Here is a 22664-nt window from a genome sequence, read left to right on the forward strand (position 1 = left end):
CATGGCGAATCGAACGTCGCCTTTCGTTGCAAAATGGCGGATTGCCGCGGTATTCCAACGTTTTCATTGCATGGCCGCGTCAAACGTATGCGCACAATCGATCGGCTAATTCACACAAAACCAGCAATTTTCGCAACATTTTCGAACACACCCGCAAGAAATCGTTCAAAAGTCGCGTTGTCCTCGTAACATGACTGGTGATTGGAAGCGGGAAACCGCGTAACCGCAAGGTTATGGAGGTCTCGCGACCGAAACAGAAATAATCAATCGCACGATTACGTGCAGGAGTACAGGAGTACACATGACGAGTCCTGTTATTGGCACCCCTTGGAAGAAGCTCAACGCTCCGGTTTCCGAGGAAGCCCTCGAAGGCGTTGACAAGTACTGGCGCGCCGCCAACTACCTCTCCATCGGCCAGATCTACCTGCGTAGCAACCCGCTGATGAAGGAGCCCTTCACCCGCGAGGACGTCAAGCACCGTCTGGTCGGCCACTGGGGCACCACCCCGGGCCTGAACTTCCTGATCGGCCACATCAACCGCTTCATCGCCGACCACGGCCAGAACACCGTGATCATCATGGGCCCGGGCCACGGCGGCCCGGCCGGCACCTCGCAGTCCTACCTGGACGGCACCTACACCGAGACCTTCCCGAAGATCACCAAGGACGAGGCCGGTCTGCAGAAGTTCTTCCGCCAGTTCTCCTACCCGGGCGGCATCCCGTCCCACTTCGCTCCGGAGACCCCGGGCTCCATCCACGAGGGTGGCGAGCTGGGTTACGCCCTGTCCCACGCCTACGGCGCCATCATGGACAACCCGAGCCTGTTCGTCCCGGCCATCGTCGGCGACGGTGAGGCCGAGACCGGCCCGCTGGCCACCGGTTGGCAGTCCAACAAGCTCGTGAACCCGCGCACCGACGGTATCGTGCTGCCGATCCTGCACCTCAACGGCTACAAGATCGCCAACCCGACCATCCTGTCCCGCATCTCCGACGAGGAGCTCCACGAGTTCTTCCACGGCATGGGCTACGAGCCGTACGAGTTCGTCGCCGGCTTCGACGATGAGGACCACATGTCCATCCACCGCCGCTTCGCCGAGCTGTGGGAGACCATCTGGGACGAGATCTGCGACATCAAGGCGACCGCCCAGACCGACAACGTGCACCGTCCGTTCTACCCGATGCTGATCTTCCGCACCCCGAAGGGCTGGACCTGCCCGAAGTACATCGACGGCAAGAAGACCGAGGGCTCCTGGCGTTCCCACCAGGTGCCGCTGGCCTCCGCCCGCGACACCGAGGCCCACTTCGAGGTCCTCAAGAACTGGCTCGAGTCCTACAAGCCGGAGGAGCTGTTCGACGAGAACGGCGCCGTCAAGGAGGACGTCCTGTCCTTCATGCCGAAGGGCGAGCTGCGTATCGGTGCCAACCCGAACGCCAACGGTGGTGTCATCCGCGACGACCTGAAGCTCCCGAACATCGAGGACTACGCCGTCAAGGAAGTCGAGAAGTACGGCCACGGCTGGGGCCAGCTCGAGGCCACCCGTCGTCTGGGCGTCTACACCCGCGACATCATCAAGAACAACCCGCACGACTTCCGCATCTTCGGACCGGATGAGACCGCCTCCAACCGTCTGCAGGCCTCCTACGAGGTCACCAACAAGCAGTGGGACGCCGGCTACATCTCCGACGAGGTCGACGAGCACATGCACGTCTCCGGCCAGGTCGTCGAGCAGCTGTCCGAGCACCAGATGGAAGGCTTCCTCGAGGGCTACCTGCTGACCGGTCGTCACGGCATCTGGAGCTCCTACGAGTCCTTCGTCCACGTGATCGACTCCATGCTCAACCAGCACGCCAAGTGGCTCGAGGCCACCGTTCGTGAGATCCCGTGGCGCAAGCCGATCGCGTCCATGAACCTGCTGGTCTCCTCCCACGTCTGGCGTCAGGACCACAACGGCTTCTCGCACCAGGACCCGGGTGTCACCTCCCTGCTGCTGAACAAGTGCTTCCACAACGACCACGTCATCGGCATCTACTTCGCGACCGACGCGAACATGCTGCTGGCCATCGCCGAGAAGTGCTACAAGTCCACCAACAAGATCAACGCCATCATCGCCGGCAAGCAGCCGGCCGCCACTTGGCTGTCCCTCGACGAGGCTCGCGCCGAGCTCGAGAAGGGTGCCGCCGCTTGGGATTGGGCCTCCACCGCGAAGTCCAACGATGAGGCCGAGATCGTGCTTGCCGCCGCCGGCGATGTCCCGACCCAGGAGATCATGGCCGCCTCCGACAAGCTCAAGGAGCTGGGCATCAAGTTCAAGGTCGTCAACGTGGTTGATCTGCTCGCTCTGCAGTCCGCCAAGGAGAACGACGAGGCCCTGTCCGACGAGGAGTTCGCCGACATCTTCACCGCCGACAAGCCGGTCCTGTTCGCGTACCACTCCTACGCTCACGACGTGCGCGGCCTGATCTACGATCGCCCGAACCACGACAACTTCAACGTCCACGGCTACGAGGAGGAGGGCTCCACCACCACCCCGTACGACATGGTTCGCGTGAACGAGATCGACCGTTACGAGCTGACCGCCGAGGCTCTGCGCATGATCGACGCCGACAAGTACGCCGCCAAGATCGACGAGCTCGAGAAGTTCCGTGACGAGGCCTTCCAGTTCGCCGTCGACCACGGCTACGATCACCCGGACTACACCGACTGGGTGTACTCCGGCCTGAACACCTCCGAGAAGGGCGCCGTCACCGCCACCGCCGCGACCGCCGGCGACAACGAGTGAGTCTGACTCCATCTCGTTAGGGTCCTAACGGTTAAGGGGCTTGGGGATTCTCCCCAAGCCCCTTTTCGTATGCCGATTCGTATGCCGGTAGAATCCTGATCTCCTCCGAGTCGTAGCCCGTAGAATCTGGCAGCCTCTGCAAGGGGAGCCGAGAAAACAAATGGTCTTGGCAGAACACAGTCTGCCAAGACCATTATTGATGAGAACCGGATCGGTCAGTTGGTCGAGCCGGAACCAGTGGAGGCGCCGCCCGAGGTGCCGGAGCCGGTCGAACCGGACGTCGAGCCCGTGCCGGAACCGGACTGGGAACCCGAGGACTCGGAACCGGTGGAACCCGACGACGAACCGGTCGAGCCGGACGTCGAACCGCCGGTCGATCCCATGCCAGTGCCGGTCGAACCGGAGCCGGTGGAACCCGAGCCGGTCGAACCGGATTCCGAACCATTGGAATCGGTCGAGCCGGAGGATTCGGAACCGGACCCCGAACCGGATTCGGTGCCGCTCGTGCCGTCGGTGGAGCCGGTGGAATCGGAGGATCCGGAATCGGTCGTGGACTCGGAATCGGTGCCGTCCGACGTGGAACCGGAGTCCTTGCCCGAGTGATCCTGCGGCTGCGAGGGCGCGTTCGGCGTGGTGTCCGAATCGTTGTCGGTGCCGTTGTTTGTCGTGGTCTGCGAGGTGGTCGGGCTCACCACGTCGCGCACGATCGTGTCGGTGCCGTTGCCGTTCGTGAACAGCATCACCAGACCGGCGGCGAACGCCACGCCGATCAGGCCGGAGACGACGGACACGATGATCGCCATGCGCTTCGGATCGATGCGGCGCTTGCGGCCGCGTCGGATCTCCTCGAGCGTGTAGGTGCTCGTCTTCGTGGCGGGCAGGCCGCGACGATCCGCGGTCGGCACGTTCGAGCTGACCGCGCGGGGCGTGCGGGTGGATGCGCCGGACACGCCAGCCACCCCCGCCGCATCCGCGATGACGCGTGTCGCATCGGACGGTTCGGCGGCATCGTCGTTCGGCGCCTCGTCGGACGATGGCGAGGAGGCCGACGGTTTCGCCGCGTCGGCATCGCCACCTGCGGCGGCGTCGGAGGCGGCGGCGGAGTCGGAATCCGGTGTATCCCCGCCGTCGGCCGAGTCGGACGATCCCGGGGTGATCGACTGGAGTTTCTCGCCCGAGGCGTCGAGCACGTTCTTGTAGATGTTCGCGGCGACGGTCGAGATGATGTAACTGGCGGCGGCACCGATCACCGAGCCGGCGACGCCGATTTTCGCCGATAACAGGAATGACGTGACCGCCGCGAGCGACCCCGCGACGATCTGTGAGACGGAAAGACCTTTGATAAACTTCATCACCATCGAAAGTAACCGTTATCGCCTGCGAATGCCTGTGAAGCGCGATGATGACGCAAAACACACACAAGCTTGGGGGTGTCGTTCGGGGGTGCCCCGTGTCGTCGTCGTGTCGCGTCGTATCGACCGCGGTCGCGTCGCCGTCAGTTGCGGTGCAGGGAATGCCGTGTCGGCCTGATCACGGACAGCAACACGGCCGAGAAGATCAGCGCGAATCCGACCAGCGAACTCCATGTGATGCGCTCGCCCCAGAACAGCGCCGAGAACGAGACCGCGAACAGACTCTCCGTGCACATGATGATCGACGCCTGCGAGGCGGGCACATGCGCGAGACCGATGTTCTGCATGATCTGCGCGGACATCGTCGCCCCGAGGAACAGGTACAGCACGCTCGCCAGCACCGGGGCGGCGAGCCAGCCGGCGTTCGGCGCCGGTTCGGTGAACACGGCGCCGACGATGAACATGACGCCCGCGACGGCGAACTGCACGAACGTCACGGCGATCGGGTCGAACCGCTTCGTGTAGACGCCCAGGAACGTGAGGTTGAACGAGAAGATGACGGCGGTCGACAGCGTCAGCCAGTCGCCGGTCGACAGCGACAGTGACGCCCCGTCCTTCAGCGAGACGAAGCCGACGCCGATCAGGCAGATCACGCCGGCGACCAGATTGACGGCCTTCGGACGGACCTTCGAGACGATCCATGTGGCGAAGGGGGTGATCACGCAGTAGGCCGCGGTGAGGAACGCGCTGCGTCCCGGCTCAATGGTCTGCAACCCGATCGTCTGCGTGACCATCGTGCCCCAGTAGGTCAGGCCCACCACCAGCGCGGGGACGATGATCGACGGCTTCAAGGCCGGGATGATATGACGGTGGAACATCGCCAGCATGCACAGGCAGGCGCCGATCATGCGCAACCCCATCAGCCATTGCGGGGGAATCGCCTCCATCGCGAACTTGGCCAGCAGGTAGCTGCCTCCCCACAACGCGGCGCAGGAGAGCAGCATGAGCCGGGCGAGATTCGGCGGGAAGGACCGTGACCATCGGCTGCGCAACGCGCCGATTCGTTCCGCCATACGCATGGAAGATGACCTCACTTCCTTCGTCTTCTCGTGTTCGTCTTCTCGTGATGCCGATACTTACGATACGGCCGGTCCGGCGGACGACATGCCTGCGAGGGAAGAGTGAACATACTCACAGCGAACGATGAGGGCGGCGCGGCGGGCGAATGGGTAGAGTGGAGTACGGATAACGCGTTTCCCAACGAAAGGATGTCACCATGGCAACGCTCACCGCTGAGATGAAGACCTTCATCGAGAACAACCTGGGCTGGATCTCCACCGTCTCCAAGGACGGCCAGCTCGACCTCGGCCCGAAGATGTCCCTGTTCGTGCTGGACGACAACCACATCGCCTACCACGAGCGCACCGCCGGCCAGGCCTACGAGAACCTCAAGAACGGCTCCCCGCTCGTCATCGCCTTCGCGAACCTCGCCGAGAAGAAGGGCTACCGCTTCCGCGGCACCGTGACCCTGCACTCCGACGACGCGATCTACGAGGAGCAGGTCAAGGTCGCCGAGGAGAAGGGTACCAAGAAGCCGGCCGTGATCCCGGTCCTCGAGATCACCGAGATCCAGAACCTCGCCTCCGGCCCCACCGCCGGCAAGACCATCGTCAAGGACTGAGCCTGCCATACGGTCGGTGTCCGCTCCGGTCCTGGACCTGATCCCGGATCATTCCATGATGCCTGTGCGTCGCATTCGACTGTGACGCACAGGCATCATTGGTTTTCGGGGAAGAGATGGACTGAGGAGATGGGTCCGTCTCCGTCTTCAACCTCATCCGCGACCCCGTTATGCCTTGCGGCAGCGGATGACGAGGTGACGGCCCCGGTCGTCCGTCGTGGCGAACAGATAGGCGTCACCGCCGTCCTTGAGCTTGAGTTTCCTGCGCAGCGCGGCGACGGGCATCGGGAAGTTGCGCACGGCGATGTTCGCATGCGTGAGATCGCCAAGCGCGGCCTTGAGCTCGCGCTTGTTCATCGTCGATACGCCTTCGATGGCGAACGACCGTCCGGGGAAGCCCTCGACGGGCTCGTCGGAGACGAACAGGTGGCTGTTCGGCCCGATCATCCGTACGCCATAGCTCCGGGCGAGCGCATCGAAGCATCCTGCCTTCATGATCGAGGCGTTCGGCTCGTACAGATGACGCCATTCGTGTCCGTCGGGGGAGGGACCTGCGTCCGATCCCATGGGATCCGTCGCGGCGGGCGGGGTGAAGGAGAAGAGCTGGGCGTCGTTGACGCACACGATGCGCGGGGAGGCATGCGTGCCTCGGTCGAGGACGACCAGCAGCTCCTTGCACTCGTTGCCGGTGGAGACGATATGCACCTCGGCCGCGTGGCCGGCGAAATCGTCCACCGTCTTATGCCAGTCGAGCATCGGGGAGAGCTTGACCATCACATGCGGGGCCTTGGCGAGCAACCGGTCCAGAATCCCCAGCACGTCCGGCGTGCAGTCGGCGATCGCGTAGGTGCGCGCGCCGTGCGCGTCGCGTCGGGCCGGATCGAGGAAGACGAGCGTCGCGTCGGGCATCGAATCCAGATACGCCTCGGCGTCGGCGTTGACGATCCGGGCGTGGGCCAACCCCAGCGCGGGCATGTTGTGCGCGGCGAGCTTGCACAGGTTCGGCTGACGCTCCACGTAGACCGCATGCTCGAAGTCGCGGGCCATGTATGAGAAGTCCACGCCGAACCCGCCGGTCAGATCGACCAGCGTGGAGGATCGGGCGGAGTCGGGGGCGTTGTCCGACGGGTCGAGGGACGACGTACTCTGGGCTGTTGCGCCCTCGGCGTGCGGGACATCGTTCGACATGGTGTCGAGCGATTCTCCTGCGACGAGACGGCGCGCGACCCCCGCCTTGTACCTTGCGGTGAACTCCGACGAGCACTGTTCCATCGCGAGGTGCGGCGGATACCATACGTCGTCATGCGCCGCCCACTCGGGCAGCTTCGCGCGCGCCGTCCGCCATCCGGCGATCTGCTCCAGCGCGACCGTCATGTCGACGCCGTCCGGGCGGCCCGCGTGCAGCGCCAGATCGCGTACGTCCTCATTGCGATGCGCGTCCACGAACGCGCGCGTCTGTTCGGAAATCATCACGATGCCATTCTACGGAAGCCGGAAATCCGAAAACCCAGGACGCTCGACGATGACCGGCGGATGTGGAACACTTGACACGAGGAAGCCCCCGCGAGCGTACGGAAGGAAGTCGTCGACGATGATCGAAGAAGTGGTGATGCTTAGGCACGGACGCACGAACTACAACCTGACCCGGCGGCTGCAGGGCCAGATCGACGTGCCGCTCGACATCGTCGGCCAATGGCAGGCCGACCAGTCCGGACTGGCGCTCGCCGGTCGGTATTACTGGGCCAAGGTGAGCCGTCTGGCGGCGCACCCCGAACGCATCGCGCAGCCCGGTCCGGACGCGGCCGAACGTACCAGCGTCGACGAGTACCGCGAGGCGCCCGCCGCGGCGAGGCGCATGGTCGTGGTGAGCTCCGACCTGTTCCGCGCATTGCAGACGGCCCACGCCTTCGCCGACATCCTCGGTCTTGAGGTCCACCCCGACGCGCGCCTGCGCGAACGCAGCTTCGGACAGTGGGAGGGCATGACCCGCGACCAGATCAGGCGGGTGGACGCCGCGGCCTACGACTCATGGAAGCGTCGCGAGGGCGGCGAGCTCGCGTACGGCGTCGAAAGCAGGAAGGCGTTGGGGCAGCGCGGCGTGAAGGCGCTGAACGAGATCCTCGCCGATCCGGCGTACGCCGACGACACGCCCACCACGCTGATGATCGTCGGACACGGATCGTGGATCATCGCCACGATCAGCGAGCTGCTGGGCATCGACCCGGACGCGATGAACGCGATCGGACCGATGCGCAACGCCTGCTGGAGCCGTCTGAAGCCCCGGTACACGGTCAACGGGCACGCCGTCGCCACGCCGCTGTGGGAGCTGCTGGAGCACAATCAGGCGCCGGACGTCGCGAACCTGACCGACTGGGAGAACGGCCCGGCCGAGCTGCACGGGCCGCACATGCCCCAATGGCAGCCGATCACATGGTGAGCCGGCGGACCGGCCTGTAGACCGGGCGGCGGTCCGCGGCGGTCCGCGGCGGACCGCGGCGGACCGGACACGGACGGATAATTCACGTCGAATTCAGACTTCCTGTGGTGCGGCGGTGGCGCCGGGCACGGCCTCGGATTAGACTTGTCGAGGTTTGAAACGCCATATACGGCGTCACGATGCAAGACGGAAGGCGGGTGAGAAGACGATGTTGAGGATGTTCAGCACCATGAATGGTCAGGTGGAGCGTATCGACAAACCCGAGAACGGCTCGTGGCTGTGCCTGAGCGAACCGACCGACGTCGAGCTCGCCACCGTCGCCTCCGAGACCGGCGTGGATCTCGCCGACCTGCGTGCCCCGCTGGATGACGAGGAGCGCTCGCGCGTCGACGTCGAGGACGACTACACGATGGTCATCGTCGACATCCCGACCGTCGAGGAGCGCGGCGGACGCGACTGGTACGAGACGATCCCGTTGTCGATCATCGTCACCGAACACCTCATCATCACCGTGTGCATGCAGGACACGCCGGTGCTCCACCCGTTCATGGAGGGCACGATCCGCGGCTTCAACACGTACATGCACTCGCGTTTCATCCTGCAGATCCTCTACCGCAACGCCACGATGTACCTGCGCTACCTGCGCATCATCGACCGCGAGAGCGACAAGCTCGAACTGAAGCTGCGCCATTCGATGGAGAACCGCGAGATCGTGATGCTCATGGAGCTGTCCAAGACCTTGGTCTACTTCACCACCTCCCTCAAATCGAACGAGATCGTGATGGAGAAGCTCAACACGCTGCAGCGCATCAAGCAGTATCCGGACGACGAGGACCTGCTCGACGACGTCATCACCGAGAACAAGCAGGCCATCGAGATGGCCAACATCTACAGCGGCGTTCTCGCGAACATGACCGACGCGTTCGCCTCGATCGTGTCGAACAACCTGAACAACGTGATGCGCATCTTCACGATCATCTCGATCACGCTGTCCATCCCGACGCTGATCTTCTCGATGTACGGCATGAACTTCGTGCCCGGTCAGCTGGGCATGCCCTTCACCGACAAGACATGGGGCTTCACGCTGATCATCGTCATCTCGATCGTGCTGTCGGCTCTGGTCACCTGGTTCCTCACCCGTTCCCGCATGTTCAAGTGACGTCCCGGAGGGCGATCATGGCGATGAAGGCGAAACCGTCCGCCGGTATCAGGCGCACCGCCGTCGCGGCATGCGCGGCGCTGACGTCGCTGGCGATGCTGACGTCGCTGACCGGGTGCGGCGAGGCGCCGGCGACGGCCGGCCAGCCCGAGGGGCCGACCATCGCGATCGGCGTGGCCGCCGACGAGCCGGGCCTGTCGCGCTGGCACGACGGCTCCTACTCCGGGTTCGAGACCGAGGTGGCCCGGTATGTGGCCAAGAAGCTCGGATACGCGAACAAGCAGATCATCTTCAAACAGGTGCTTCCGTCCAACCGTCTGGAACTGCTGGACGACGGCACGGTCGACATGGTCGTCGCCGGCGTGACGATGCCCGAGACCGAACAGCAGGCCGGCGACGCCTCCATCGAGTACGCCGGGCCGTACCTCGAGGTCGCCCAAGGGCTGCTCGTCCGCCCTGACGATGCGGACGACATCACCGGACCGGACGAGTTGGCCGGCCATGACGTGTGCGTGGTGGCGGGCAGCGGGGCGAAGGAGGCGCTGCTCGCCGAACAGCCCGGAGCGCGGACGCACGAGCGAGACACGTACCCGCAATGCGTCACCGACCTGATGATCGGCACCGCCGACGCCATCGCCGGCGATGACGTGATACTCGCCGGCCTCGCCCGCGCGCAGGGCGGCGGACTCGCGCAGCCGGTGGGCGGCGTGTCCTACGGCGGGGCGCGGTACGGCGTCGCGCTGCCCGAGGGGGCCGGCACGCTGGCCCAGAACGTCGCCGCCGCCCTCGAGGACATGCGCTCGGACGGTTCATACGAGGCGGCGCTGCGCGGGCTTAAGGCCGACACCGGATGGCGGGCCTCCTGACGTCGGCCTCCGGCTCCGGTGGCACCCGCTGACGCTCGGACAGACGTTCGGACATGCGGTCGGATAGTATGGATGGCCGACCCGGACGACCGCCGGAACCGTGCCGGACGGCCACGCCGGCGGACCAGACACGAGACAGGAGAGGCGATATGCGACGCGGACCGCTCATGGCGGGGGAGAAGGTGCAGTTCACCGACCGCAGGAACAAGAGGATCACCGACCAGCTGGTGGCGGGCGGGTCCACGCAGACCGAGCACGGGCTGATCCTGCACGACGACGTGATCGGACGCACCGAAGGCGTCATCGTCACCACCGTCACCGCCAAGCGCGAGGCGCAGGTCAACCAGCTGCACCCGGAACGCGACGCCGCCAAACCATGGAAGGCGACACGCGCGATCGGCGGCTGGCAGTACGCCGTGATGCGCCCCAGGATCGCCGACTACGTGCTTTCCATGCCGCGCGGCGCGCAGATCATGTACCCGAAGGACATCGCCCAGGTCATTCAGCTCGGCGACATCCGCACCGGTCATCGCGTGCTCGAATCGGGCGCCGGATCGGGCGCGATGAGCCTGAACCTGCTTGACGCGGTGGGCGAGGGCGGCGAGGTCACCACCATCGAGCTGCGCCCCGATTTCGCGCGCGTGGCCGAGGCCAACGCGACCGTCTACTACGGCGAGCGCCCCGCATGGTGGAACCTCCTGACCGGCGACTTCGACTCGGTCGCCGCCACGCTGCCCGAACACTGTTTCGACCGCATCATGCTCGACATGCTCGACCCGTGGAACCGCCTCGAACAGGCGTACCGCGTGATCGCCCCCGGCGGCGTGCTCGTCGCCTACGTCACCACCACCACGCAGATGAGCCGCATGGTCGAGGCCCTGCGCGACGCGGGCGTGTGGACCGAACCCGACGTGCAGGAGACGCTGGAGCGCAGCTGGAAGGTGCAGGACCTCGCCGTCCGCCCCGACCACCAGATGATCGGGCACACGGGCTTCCTCATCGTCTCGCGCGCGATGGCCGAGGGCTTCACCGCCCTGCGGAAGCGCGATCGCGCGGCCAAGGACACCGTCACCGACGTGGACGACCTGACGCCCGAGGAGCGTGCCGCGCGGCTCGAGGACCTCGAGCTGCGCGACATCTCCGACCGCAAACTACGTAAGGTGCTGCGCGACCTCGACCGCATGGTCGATGCGCTCGGAGACTGAACGGACTATAATTGATCGTTATTGCGCGAACGTGATGTTCGCCGTCCGTTCCCCGGCCGTTTTCCGGCGGTTCGGACGGCGTTCACGGAAGGGTTCGCCACGGGATCGAGGGGAGCAGTCATGGGAGTCAATCCGAACAAGGTGGCCAAGCGTGCCAAGGGCTACGACCATGTCCTGATCATCATGCGCCACGCGAAGGCCGAACCGTTCCACGCCGAGGGCGACTACGGCCGCGAACTGACGTCCAAGGGCCTCAAGCAGGCGAAGAAGGTCGCCAAGGGCCTCGTCGACATGAAGCTCCTGCCGGACGTGATCGCCTGCTCCGCCGCCACGCGTGCGCGCCAGACCTGCGCCAAGATGCTCAAGACGTTCGGTGACGCGCCCAAGGTCGACTACCATCAGAGCCTCTACGAGGGGGGCGTGCAGGCCGTGTTCGACGAGCTCACGCACACCAAGGAGAAGGACCGCGTGCTCATGGTCCTCGGCCACGAGCCGACCGTCTCGATCGCCAGCCAGTGGCTCGCCTCGTCCGAATCCGATTCGGAGCGCCTCGACCTGCTCAACCTCGGACTGCAGACCGCGGGCGTCGTGGTCTTCGGCTCCGACAAGCCGTTCGACCAGTGGCAGGTGCATTCCGGCGACCTGCTGGCCGTGATGAGCCCCTCCGATTTCGAATGACGGGCAGCCGGCGCGTCGGGTCACCCAGCGGGCTATGATTCCTCTACAGTGGCGCCAAACGGCGGTATAAAGCCGGTTTATAGCGACACTTCCATGTCATTGATGACCGTGTTTTAGGACGTGTTTGATAGGCTGAGCGGGTTGAAAAGCCGTTTTCGCTACGAAGCAGTATGGAGGATTCATGACTGCACTCACGTCCGTGTCCGGATTCCCGCGCATCGGTCAGAACCGAGAGCTCAAGAAGATCATCGAAGCCTACTGGAAGGGCAACGCCACGCTCGACGAGGTGCACGCCACCGCCAAGGAGCTGCGCGCCAAGCACTGGAGGATCCAGGCCGAGGCGGGCGTCGACCTGATCCCGAGCAACGACTTCAGCTACTTCGACCAGCTGCTCGACACGGCCATCCTGCTCAACGTCATCCCGGAGCGCTACCAGCGCCTCGCCTTCGAGCAGCCCGAGGAGACGCTCTTCGCGATGTCCCGCGGCTACCAGGGCGAGCGCGGCGACGTCACCGCGCTGCCGATGAAGAAGTGGTTCACCACCAACTACCACTACATCGTGCCGGAGATCGAGCCCTCCACCGAGATCAAGCTCAACGGCACCAAGCCGTTCGACGAGTTCCTCGAGGCCAAGGAGCTCGGCATCGTCACCAAGCCGGTCCTCATCGGCCCGTACACCTTCCTCAAGCTCTCCCGCGACGACAACGCGCAGGAGCTCACCTACGACAAGGGCCTCGTCAACGCCGTGGCCGCCGTGTACGCCGAGGTGGTCGCGAAGTTCGCCGAGCTCGGCGCCGAGTGGATCCAGATCGACGAGCCGTTCCTCGTGCTCGACAAGCAGCCGGGCGACGTCGAGCTCTTCAAGAGCCTGTACGCCAAGATCCTGCCCGCACGCAAGGGCGCCGTCAAGGTGCTGCTCAACACCTACTTCGGTCACATCGCCGACGTGTACGAGACCGTCAACCTGCTCGGCTTCGACGGCATCGGCCTCGACCTCAACGAGGGACGCGAGGAGAACCTCGCCGCCGTCTCCAAGTACGGCGTCGCCGAGAGCACCACAATCTTCGCCGGCGTGGTCAACGGCCGCAACATCTGGCGCAACAACTACGCCGTCAGCCTCGGCCTCGTCGACGCCCTGAAGCAGGTCACCGCCAACGTGGCCGTCTCCACCGCCAGCTCCCTGCTGCACGTCCCGTTCAGCACCGAAGGCGAGACCGCCTTGAAGCCCGAGGTCCTCAAGCACTTCGCGTTCGCCGTCGAGAAGCTCGGCGAGCTCAAGGAGATCGCCGTCCTGGCCGACGCCTCCGACGAGGAGCGCAAGGCCTCCGCCGCGCTCGCCGCCAACCAGGCGCTGTTCGACGGCACCCGCGTGGCCGCCGACCCGGCCGTCGCCGAACGCATCTCCAAGCTCGCCGACGCCGACTTCGTGCGCCAGCCCGCCCGCGCCGAGCGCCAGAAGCTCCAGCGCGAGGCCCTCGGCCTGCCGCTGCTGCCGACCACCACCATCGGCTCCTTCCCGCAGACCCGCGAGATCCGCGCCGAGCGCGCCAAGTTCCGCAAGGGCGAGATCACCAAGGATGCGTACGACCAGTTCATCAAGGACCAGATCGACGCCTGCATCAAGCACCAGGAGAAGATCGGCCTCGACGTGCTCGTCCACGGCGAGTTCGAGCGCAACGACATGGTCGAGTACTTCGGCCAGAACCTCAACGGCTTCCTGTTCACCAAGAACGCTTGGGTGCAGTCCTACGGCACCCGCTGCGTCAAGCCCCCGATCGTCTGGGGCGACGTCTCCCGCGCCAAGCCGATCACCGTCGAATGGTCGTCCTACGCGCAGAGCCGCACCGACCACGTCATGAAGGGCATGCTCACCGGCCCGGTGACGATCCTCAACTGGTCCTGGCCGCGCGAGGACATCACCCACGAGGAGCAGACCAAGCAGCTCGCCCTCGCCATCCGCGACGAGGTCCTCGACCTCGAGGCCGCCGGCATCAAGGTCATCCAGATCGACGAGGCCGCCCTGCGCGAGAAGCTGCCGCTGAGGAAGACCGACTGGCACGTCAAGTACCTCGACTGGGCCGTGCCGGCGTTCCGCCTCGTGCACTCCGCGGTCAAGCCGACCACGCAGATCCACACGCACATGTGCTACTCCGAGTTCAACGACATCATCCGCGACATCGACGCGATGGACGCCGACGTGATCTCCTTCGAGGCGTCCCGCGGCGACCTCGTCGTGCTCGACGCGATCCACGAGGCCAACTTCGAGACCGAGGCCGGCCCGGGCGTCTACGACATCCACTCCCCGCGCATCCCCGCCGAGAAGGAGATCGAGGAGCGCATCTACGAGATCCTCAAGAAGATGGACGTCGAGAAGGTGTGGATCAACCCGGACTGCGGCCTGAAGACCCGTGGCGACGCCGAGACCTGGCCGAGCCTCGAGCATCTGGTCGCAGCCGCCAAGGCCGTGCGCGCCAAGCTCGCGTGAAGACGACTGACTAGATTCCGGTAGTTCCAGCGGGGAGGCTGGGCGTTGCATACGATACGCGACACACTCAAGGCCGTTCGGCCAAGCCTACGGTCGCGCATCGCATGCAACGCCCAGCCTCTGTTGCGTGGGCATGGCGCCTGCGCGCCGCTCGGGTGCGTGATGTGGGCGCCTTTGGCGCGCCGAGGATAAGGGAAGGGAAGAACTATGCATAAGCCGATGTTTTCGCTCGAGGTGTTTCCGCCGAAGCGGGATGCGCCCGTGGGCACGATCTATGACACGCTGGACGGGCTGCAGGGGCTCGACCCCGACTTCATCTCGGTGACGTACGGGCACGGCACGCACGCCGACCGTACGGCCACGGCGCGCATCGCCAACACGATCCGCAAGGAGTACCGCATTCCGACGGTGGCGCATCTGACCGCCCTGTATTCGGACGAGGCGAAGATCGACGAGGCGCTGGAGATGTTCGAGCATGCGGGCGTCTTCGCGGTACTCGCGCTGCGCGGCGACTACATCGACGGCGAGACGCCGGTGGGCGTGTTCGAGCACGCCAGCGATCTGGTGCGTTACATCCGCGACCGCAAGCCCGATCTCAAGGTGTTCGGCGCCTGCTACCCGGAAGGCCACATCCAGTCCGCCTCGCTCGACGAGGACATCGAACACCTGAAGGAGAAGGTGGACGCGGGCGCCACGCACCTGATCTCCCAGCTGTTCTACGACAATGAGGACTTCTACCGGTTCCTCGACAAGGCCCGCGCGGCCGGCATCGACGTGCCGATCGAGGCGGGCATCATGCCGATCAACGGCGCGAAGTCGCTGCGTTCGATGGCTTCGAAGAACCGCACGCGCATCCCGGCCGCCGTCGAATCGCTGCTTGAGCGGTGGGGGAGCGACGTGCCCACGCTGCGCGAGGCCGGCATCAACTACGCCTCGGCGCAGATCACCGATCTGGTCGCGCACGGCGTGGACGGCGTGCACCTGTACACGATGAACCGCCCCGCCTCCACGCGGCGCATCTGGCGCAACGTGCGCCCCCTGTTCGATACCGCGGAGACCGCCGAACCCGCCGAGTGACGAACCGGCCGAGTGACGGCTACTTGCGCTTCCTGCCGCCGTTGCCGCCCTTGCCGGCGGGCTTGGCGCGCTTGAGGGGGCTCTTCGGCTTGGCCGGCGCCATCCACGGGAACTGCTCCAGACCCCAGCGGTGCAGCGGCGGGATCTTGGCGATGATCACGCCGGCCAGCATCGCGAAGATCGCCGCCCACGAGGCGAAGTCCTGCTTGGTGAAGATCAGGATGATCACCAGACCGACGCCGATGATGCCGAAGAACTGCGAGTACTTGTTCTGCTCCTCGGTGGTCTGATCGACCTTGAGCGGGATCAGGCCGAAGAAGAGGCCGATCACCACCGAGACGATCACGACAATGACGGTGACGGTGATTTCCAGACTGCTCATGATGGGTGTATTCCCTTCCTGTTCGGTTCTATTCGTCTATTCGCTGCTATTCGTTGCCGGCCCAGTAGCCCCTGGCGCTGCGGTCCAGCGCCGCGCTCATCGTGCGGTCGATGAGCTTGCGTTCGCGCACCATGTTGCCATACTTCGGGCTTTCGGTGATCTCCTCGTACTCGTGTTCGGTCGCGACGCCGGCGATCTCGGCGATGATCTCCTCGTACGAGGTCTCGACCGTGCGGTGCACGCCGGAGATGCGCCCCTGACGGATCACGACGATGCGGTCGGACACGGCGAACACGTCGGGCAGGTCGTGGCAGACCATCACCACGGTACGTCCCTCGGAGCGCAGGCGCTTGATGTACGAGAGCACCTCGGCGGTCTGCATCACCGACAGGGCGGCGGTCGGCTCGTCCAGCAGGATCAGCTGCGGGTCGTTGAGCAGCGTGCGCGCGATCGCGACGGTCTGGCGCTGTCCGGTGGACAGGGCGGCGATGGGCGAACCCACGCGGATCGCCGAGCTCAGGGTCTTCAGCACCGAGCGGGCGCGGGAGTTCATCGCCTCGTCGTCGCGCACGCCGCCGATGTTGACCTCCTTGCCGAGGAACAGGTTGGCGGCCACGTTGAGGTTGTCGCAGAACTCCTGCCCCTGGAACACCGAGGCGATGCCCATGCGGTCGGCGGCGCGGATCGAGGGGATCGTCACCTCCTCGCCGTTCAGGTAGATGTGCCCGAAACCGGGCTGGAGGAAGCCGGCGATGATCTTGACCAGCGTCGACTTGCCGGCGCCGTTGTCGCCGACGATGGCGACGACCTCCTGTCGGTTGATGTCGAGGTTCACCGATTTGAGCGCCTCGACGAAGCCGAACTTGATGCAGATGTCCTCGAGCCGCAGCAGAGGCGGTTCGGACCGCTTGCCTTCGCCGGATGAATGAACGTGTGCGTTCCCTCGTGCCATCTCGTCCTCCACGCGGCTGTCGCGTGTCGATTGCCTGTTCATGCCCACCATAGTCGATTCCGATCGCCGTCGCCAAGCACCGTTACTGCGCCGCCGTTGTTACCGTGGCCGCTGTCGTCGCCGTCGCTGAGGGGGCGACCGGGTTGCGGTCCGAGTATTCGATGGCGACCAGGGCCCCGCCGAGCGCCGCCCCGTCGACCGGGTGCGAGGACACCCTCACGTCGATGGGGGAGACCGCGTCGGGGAACAGCATGCGCTGCAGCGCCTCGTCGAACGGCTGCGAGAACGTCTCCCCGGCGAGCGCGAGTTTGCCGCCCAGCACCACGATCTCCGGGTCGACGCTGATGCACAGGTCCGCGACCACCTGGCCGATGCACACGGCGGCGTCGGAGATGACGCGGCGGCATCCGGGGTCGCCGTCGTTGGCCTTGGCGACAAGGTCGTCGAGCGTCATGTTGCCGTGCGTGACGCTCAGCAGTTGGACGAGGCGGTTCTCCGAGACCACGGTGTTGAGGCATCCGCGGTTGCCGCACGAGCAGATCGAGCCGAGCGGGTCGATCTGGATGTGGCCGATCTCGCCGGCGAGTCCGGTCACGCCGTGCAGGACGGCCCCGCCGATCATGATGCCGGCGCCCACCCCGTCGCCGGTGCCGATGTACACGAAGTTGCGTCTGCCGAGGGCGACGCCCATGCGTGATTCGCAGAACGCCGAGAGGTTCGCGTCGTTGTCGACGTAGACCGGGCAGTTGAACGCGGTGTTCAGCGGCGAGGCGATGTCGACGCCGTCCCAACCGGGCAGGATGCCGGGGATCGCGATCATGTGGTCGGCGGTGGTGACGGGGGCCGCCACCGCGACGCCGATGCCGACGATCTCGTCCGCGTCGGCGTCGATGTTGTTGAGGGTCTCGTTGATAAGCACCATCGCGCGTTCGAGCGTGGTGTCGGCCTTGTGTCCGAAGGCGAGTGGCAGGACGTGCTTGGCGATGATTGACTTCGAGAAGTCAACGATGACGAGGGTGAGCTGCCTGCGTTCGACCCACAGGCCGAGACCAAGCCCCTGATGGCGTGCGAGGGCGACCAATGTGGCGCGCCTGCCGTTGCGCGTAGTGCCCTTGGTCTCCACCAGACCCTCGTCGACGAGCTGGTGGACAAGCGTCGAGACCGTCGCCGTCGACAGTCCCGTGACCTCGGCGAGCTCGACCTGCGTCATCGCGCCGAACCGGTGGAGGCTGTCCATGAGGTTCGCCCGGTTGGCCTCGCGCAGTGAGGTCTGCGACCCGAATAACCGTCTTGTCATAAGGGTCCAGTGTAGTCGAAGTGGCTGTGTCGGCCGCGGCCGTGTGTGACCGTTTACGGCGTGTCGCGTTCTCGGGTGTAAGAAATGGCGTATTTCCGCCATTGTGTTCACGTCTCAAACTCAAGTGATCGAGAACATGCGTTTATGAGTTTGACATCTAAATCCAACTTGGTATTCTGTTACCTGAACCTAAGGAAATTCCAAGGTTCGGGCAGACAACGGTTGTCCGCCCGCCCTCAACGAAGAAGGAGAGCACATGAAGTTCACCAAGAAGATCGTGGCCCTGATGGCCGGTGTCGCCATGATGGCCGGACTCGCGGCGTGCGGCGGCGGTAGCCGCACCGGACAGGCCGCCGGCGGCGACGCGAAGATCGAGAAGGGCGCCACCATCGGCATCTCGATGCCGACCAAGTCCGAGGAGCGCTGGAACAAGGACGGCAACAACCTCAAGGCCAAGCTGGAGAAGGCCGGATACAAGGTCATCCTCTCCTTCGCCGACGACAAGCCGGCCCAGCAGAACGCCGACATCGAGAACATGGTCAACAACGACGCGAAGATCGTCGTCGTCGCCTCCAAGGACGGCACCGCCGTCGGCCCCGCGGTCGAGAAGGCCCGCGACGCCGGCGCCAAGGTCATCGCCTACGACCGCCTCATCATGAACACCGACGCCGTCGACTACTACGCCACCTTCCAGCTGGAGCAGGTCGGCGTGCTCGAGGCCACCTGGCTGATCGACAAGCTCGGCCTCGAGAAGGGCGCCACCGGCCCGTTCAACATCGAGCTGTTCACCGGCTCCCCGGACGACAACAACGCCAAGTACTTCTTCAAGGGCGCCTGGGACCTCCTCCAGCCGTACTTCGAGAAGGGCGTCCTCGTCTCCCCGTCCCAGCACGGCCAGGGCGGCGTGACCAAGGACTTCACCGTCGAGGACTGGCAGAAGATCTCCGTCATGAGCTGGAAGACCGAGCAGGCGCAGAAGGACATGGAGTCCATCCTCGACTCCACCTACGCGCACGGTGAGAAGCTCGACGCGGTCCTCACCCCGTACGACGGCATCGCCCAGGGCGTCATCAACGCCATCGAGTCCAAGCGTCCGGACATGAAGCCCGGCACCGACACCTGGCCCTACATCACCGGCCAGGACGCCATGGAGATCGCGGTCGCCAACATCGCCAAGGACAAGCAGGGCGAGACTGTCTTCAAGGACGTCAACAAGCTCGCCGACGCCGTCTACGACATGATCGTCGAGATCGCGGAGAACAAGGAGGTCTCGGGCATCAACGGCAAGTTCAACAACAACAACATCGACGTGCCGTCCAAGCTCCTCGACCCGCAGAACATCACCAAGGACAACCTCGACGACCTCGTCAAGGCCAACTACATCACCCAGGATCGTTTCGACGAGCTGACCAAGTAACGTCCCGAAAAGATTCCCACGAATCCAACGACATGCGGCGCATGGCGCTACCGTGCGCCGCATGTCCATGAAACCAGCACTGTGAACGAGGAGTGATGACATGTCAGACAATGACACCATTTTGACGATGGAGAACATCACGAAGACGTTCGGACCGGTCAAGGCGCTCACCAACGTGAACCTCGAAGTGGGGCGTGGCGAGATCCACGCCATCTGCGGCGAGAACGGCGCGGGCAAATCGACCCTGATGAACGTGCTTTCGGGTGTCTACCCCTACGGCAGCTATTCCGGCAAGATCACCTTTGACGGCAAGGAATGCAAGTACCACACGATCAACGACTCCGAGGCCGACGGCATCGTGATCATCCATCAGGAGCTCGCCCTGAGCCCCTTCCTGTCGATCGCCGAGAACATCTTCATCGGCAACGAACGCGCCAAGGGCGGCGTGATCGACTGGGACGAGACCCGTGCCGAGGCCAAGAAGCTGCTCGACCGCGTCGGCCTTCCCGAGGACCCGGACACCAAGGTCATGGACATCGGCGTCGGCAAGCAGCAGCTCGTCGAGATCGCCAAGGCCCTGTCCAAGGACGTGAAGCTGCTCATCCTCGACGAGCCCACCGCGGCCCTGAACGACGAGGACTCCGCCCACCTGCTCGACCTGGTGCGCCAGCTGCGCGACAAGCAGGGCGTGACGAGCATCATCATCACGCACAAGCTCAACGAGGTCGCCGCCATCGCGGACACCGTCACCATCATCCGAGACGGCTCCACCGTCGGCGTCATGTACGTCACCCCGGAGACGCCCCTCGACCAGGAGGAGCTCATCCGCAAGATGGTCGGCCGCCCGCTGCACAACCTGTACCCGGACCACCCCTCCAACAAGCCCGGCGCCGAGTTCCTGCGCGTCGAGGACTGGACTGTCCACCACCCGCTCGACTCCGAGCGCGTCATCGTCGACCACGCGAACATCAACGTGCACGCCGGCGAGATCGTCGGTCTGGCGGGCCTGATGGGCGCCGGCCGCACCGAGATGGCGATGTCGATCTTCGGACACTCCTACGGCTCCAACATCTCCGGCAAGGTGTTCGTCAAGGGCAAGGAGGTCCACCTGCCCAACGTGCAGTCCGCCATCGACGCGGGCCTCGCCTACGCCACCGAGGACCGCAAGGGCAACGGCCTGAACCTGCTGCAGAACATCCGCGAGAACGCCTCCCTGGCGAGCCTCACGAAGATGAGCAAGTACGGCGTGATGGACGACAACATCGAGCGCAAGGAAGTCGAGCAGTACCGCAAGGACTTCAACATCAAGTGCCACGACATCGATGTGAACGTCTCCACCCTCTCCGGCGGCAACCAGCAGAAGGTGCTGCTCGCCAAGTGGGTCATCTCGCAGCCGGACATCCTCATCCTCGATGAGCCGACCCGAGGCATCGACGTCGGCGCGAAGTACGAGATCTACGAGATCATCGACCAGCTGGCCGACGCCGGCAAGGCCGTCATCGTGATCTCCTCCGAGCTGCCCGAGCTCATCGGCATCTGCGACCGCATCTACACGGTCTCCTACGGTGTCGTCACCGACAATGTTGAGAAGAATGGATTCACCCAGGAATACCTGATGAAGGGTATGACCAAGGAAAGGGAGGTGGCAGCCTGATGAGCGCCGCAACCGCAACACCTGCTAAGAAAGAAGAGAAGGTCGGCCTGCTGGCCACCGTCGCCAACAACGCCCGCCAGTACGGCATCGTCGGCGCGCTGCTGGTCATCGTCGTCGCGTTCCAGATCCTGACCGGAGGCGTCCTGCTCAAGCCGAACTCCTTCGTGTCGTTGATCCAGCAGAACGCGTACGTGATCATCCTCGCCATCGGTATGGTGATGGTCATCATCGCCACGCACATCGATCTGTCCGTCGGCTCGCTGGTCGCCTTCATCGGCGGCGTGTGCGCCCTGCTCATGGAACGCCAGGGCGTCAACTGGATGGTCGCCATCCTCGTGGCCCTGATCGTCGGCCTCATCGTCGGCGTCTGGCAGGGCTTCTGGGTCGCCGTCGTCGGCATCCCGGGCTTCATCACCACGCTGGCCGGCATGCTCATCTTCCGTGGTCTCGCCACCGTCATCGTCGGCGAGTCCGTCCCGATCACCTCCCTCGAGTTCCGCGGCATCGCCCGTAACTACCTGCCGAACATCCTCGGCTGGTGGGGTCCGTTCGACGGTCTGACGATCGTCCTCGGCATCCTGTGCATCGCCGCCTTCGCCTGGAGCCAGCTGCGCAAGCGCGCCCGCGTCGCCAAGGTCGGCCTCGTGCCCGAGCCGATGAGCCTGACGATCCTCAAGATCGTGCTCGCCACCATCGTCATCATCTTCGTGACCTACCTGCTCGCCTCCTCCGGCAACGCCGATCAGGGCGGCACCCCGATCATGCTGGTCATCGTCGGCGTGCTCGTGTTCATCTACAACTTCATCCTGACCAAGACCGTGTTCGGACGCCACGTGTACGCCGTCGGCGGCAACCGCAAGGCCGCCATCCTCTCCGGCATCAACACCCGCCGCGTGGACTTCCTCCTGTTCGTCCACATGGGCTTCCTGTCCGCCGTCGCCGCGGTGTGCATGCTCTCCCGCCTCGCCTCGGCGACCGCCCAGGCCGGTATGGAGTTCGAGATGGACGCCATCGCCGCCTGCTTCATCGGTGGAACGGCCGTCACCGGTGGTATCGGCACCATCCCGGGCGCCGTGGTCGGCGCCTTCGTGATGGGCGTCATCAACCAGGGCCTGTCCATCATGGGCGTCGACACCGCGGTCGTCAAGACCATCAAGGGCCTCGTGCTCCTGCTGGCCGTCGCCGTGGACATCATGTCCAAGAAGAAGAAGAGCTGAACCGCCTGACTTCATCCCGCTCCTCC

At 64.8% G+C, this 22664-nt stretch carries 18 protein-coding genes; 12 read left to right on the forward strand and 6 right to left on the reverse strand.

The genetic code is table 11. From position 1 onward, the window contains the following. Window positions 1-301 precede the first annotated feature (301 nt). The gene (locus CSQ85_RS10420) at window positions 302-2779 is read left to right on the forward strand and encodes a phosphoketolase (protein WP_150383986.1); all 2478 of its coding nucleotides are present in this window, start codon (window positions 302-304) and stop codon (window positions 2777-2779) included. Between the two features lie 215 nt (window positions 2780-2994). Here CSQ85_RS10420 and CSQ85_RS10425 read toward each other — a convergent pair whose 3' ends face one another. Then, window positions 2995-4131: a hypothetical protein gene (locus CSQ85_RS10425; protein WP_223846941.1), complete on the reverse strand. Its 1137-nt coding sequence runs from the start codon at window positions 4129-4131 to the stop codon at window positions 2995-2997. 143 nt (window positions 4132-4274) lie between these two features. Continuing rightward, a complete protein-coding gene (locus CSQ85_RS10430) occupies window positions 4275-5204 on the reverse strand; it encodes a DMT family transporter (protein ID WP_223846942.1) in 930 nt (309 codons plus the stop codon). 203 nt (window positions 5205-5407) lie between these two features. Between CSQ85_RS10430 and CSQ85_RS10435 the strand changes: the two genes are divergently transcribed. After that, on the forward strand, window positions 5408-5812 hold the full coding sequence (locus CSQ85_RS10435; RefSeq protein WP_107041237.1) for a pyridoxamine 5'-phosphate oxidase family protein: 405 nt from the start codon (window positions 5408-5410) through the stop codon (window positions 5810-5812). Window positions 5813-5980: 168 nt separating this feature from the next. On the opposite strand, the gene CSQ85_RS10440 is transcribed toward CSQ85_RS10435, so the two are convergent. Beyond that, window positions 5981-7285, reverse strand: a complete 1305-nt coding sequence (locus CSQ85_RS10440; RefSeq protein WP_150383987.1) for a class I SAM-dependent methyltransferase — start codon at window positions 7283-7285, stop codon at window positions 5981-5983. Between the two features lie 118 nt (window positions 7286-7403). Here CSQ85_RS10440 and CSQ85_RS10445 point away from each other — a divergent pair, with 118 nt between their 5' ends. From CSQ85_RS10445 to metF, 7 genes are all read left to right on the forward strand, one after another. Continuing rightward, the gene (locus CSQ85_RS10445; protein ID WP_150383988.1) at window positions 7404-8249 is read left to right on the forward strand and encodes a histidine phosphatase family protein; all 846 of its coding nucleotides are present in this window, start codon (window positions 7404-7406) and stop codon (window positions 8247-8249) included. 208 nt (window positions 8250-8457) lie between these two features. Next, a complete protein-coding gene (locus CSQ85_RS10450) occupies window positions 8458-9408 on the forward strand; it encodes a magnesium transporter CorA family protein (RefSeq protein ID WP_107041240.1) in 951 nt (316 codons plus the stop codon). Between the two features lie 17 nt (window positions 9409-9425). Then, the gene (locus tag CSQ85_RS10455; protein ID WP_190973011.1) at window positions 9426-10274 is read left to right on the forward strand and encodes a transporter substrate-binding domain-containing protein; all 849 of its coding nucleotides are present in this window, start codon (window positions 9426-9428) and stop codon (window positions 10272-10274) included. A 149-nt stretch (window positions 10275-10423) separates the two neighbouring features. Next, a complete protein-coding gene (locus tag CSQ85_RS10460; protein WP_150383990.1) occupies window positions 10424-11479 on the forward strand; it encodes a tRNA (adenine-N1)-methyltransferase in 1056 nt (351 codons plus the stop codon). A 120-nt stretch (window positions 11480-11599) separates the two neighbouring features. After that, a complete protein-coding gene (locus CSQ85_RS10465; RefSeq protein WP_150383991.1) occupies window positions 11600-12157 on the forward strand; it encodes a SixA phosphatase family protein in 558 nt (185 codons plus the stop codon). Window positions 12158-12338: 181 nt separating this feature from the next. Next, window positions 12339-14642 (forward strand): 5-methyltetrahydropteroyltriglutamate--homocysteine S-methyltransferase, encoded by a 2304-nt coding sequence (metE, locus tag CSQ85_RS10470; RefSeq protein WP_150383992.1) that lies wholly within the window; start codon window positions 12339-12341, stop codon window positions 14640-14642. Window positions 14643-14849: 207 nt separating this feature from the next. Further along, window positions 14850-15719, forward strand: coding sequence for a methylenetetrahydrofolate reductase [NAD(P)H] (gene metF, locus CSQ85_RS10475; protein ID WP_150383993.1), 870 nt, complete (start codon window positions 14850-14852; stop codon window positions 15717-15719). Between the two features lie 19 nt (window positions 15720-15738). Here the strand turns inward: metF and CSQ85_RS10480 are convergent, their stop codons facing one another. The 3 genes from CSQ85_RS10480 to CSQ85_RS10490 form a co-directional block, all read right to left on the reverse strand. Further along, the gene (locus CSQ85_RS10480; protein ID WP_150383994.1) at window positions 15739-16101 is read right to left on the reverse strand and encodes a hypothetical protein; all 363 of its coding nucleotides are present in this window, start codon (window positions 16099-16101) and stop codon (window positions 15739-15741) included. 46 nt (window positions 16102-16147) lie between these two features. Further along, window positions 16148-16969 carry an ATP-binding cassette domain-containing protein gene (locus CSQ85_RS10485; protein ID WP_223846947.1) on the reverse strand — a complete coding sequence of 274 codons (822 nt, stop codon included), beginning with the start codon at window positions 16967-16969 and terminating at the stop codon, window positions 16148-16150. 166 nt (window positions 16970-17135) lie between these two features. Beyond that, on the reverse strand, window positions 17136-18350 hold the full coding sequence (locus tag CSQ85_RS10490) for an ROK family transcriptional regulator (protein ID WP_150383995.1): 1215 nt from the start codon (window positions 18348-18350) through the stop codon (window positions 17136-17138). A 256-nt stretch (window positions 18351-18606) separates the two neighbouring features. On the opposite strand from CSQ85_RS10490, the gene CSQ85_RS10495 reads away from it, so the two are divergent. From CSQ85_RS10495 to mmsB, 3 genes are all read left to right on the forward strand, one after another. After that, window positions 18607-19767, forward strand: a complete 1161-nt coding sequence (locus tag CSQ85_RS10495) for a substrate-binding domain-containing protein (RefSeq protein WP_150383996.1) — start codon at window positions 18607-18609, stop codon at window positions 19765-19767. 100 nt (window positions 19768-19867) lie between these two features. Continuing rightward, on the forward strand, window positions 19868-21421 hold the full coding sequence (locus CSQ85_RS10500) for a sugar ABC transporter ATP-binding protein (protein WP_107041637.1): 1554 nt from the start codon (window positions 19868-19870) through the stop codon (window positions 21419-21421). Continuing rightward, window positions 21421-22638 (forward strand): multiple monosaccharide ABC transporter permease, encoded by a 1218-nt coding sequence (gene mmsB / locus CSQ85_RS10505; protein ID WP_150383997.1) that lies wholly within the window; start codon window positions 21421-21423, stop codon window positions 22636-22638. The genes CSQ85_RS10500 and mmsB overlap by 1 nt, the downstream gene beginning before the upstream one ends. Window positions 22639-22664: the final 26 nt, after the last annotated feature.

The organism is Bifidobacterium rousetti, from assembly GCF_008698235.1.
Lineage (GTDB): Bacteria > Actinomycetota > Actinomycetes > Actinomycetales > Bifidobacteriaceae > Bifidobacterium > Bifidobacterium rousetti.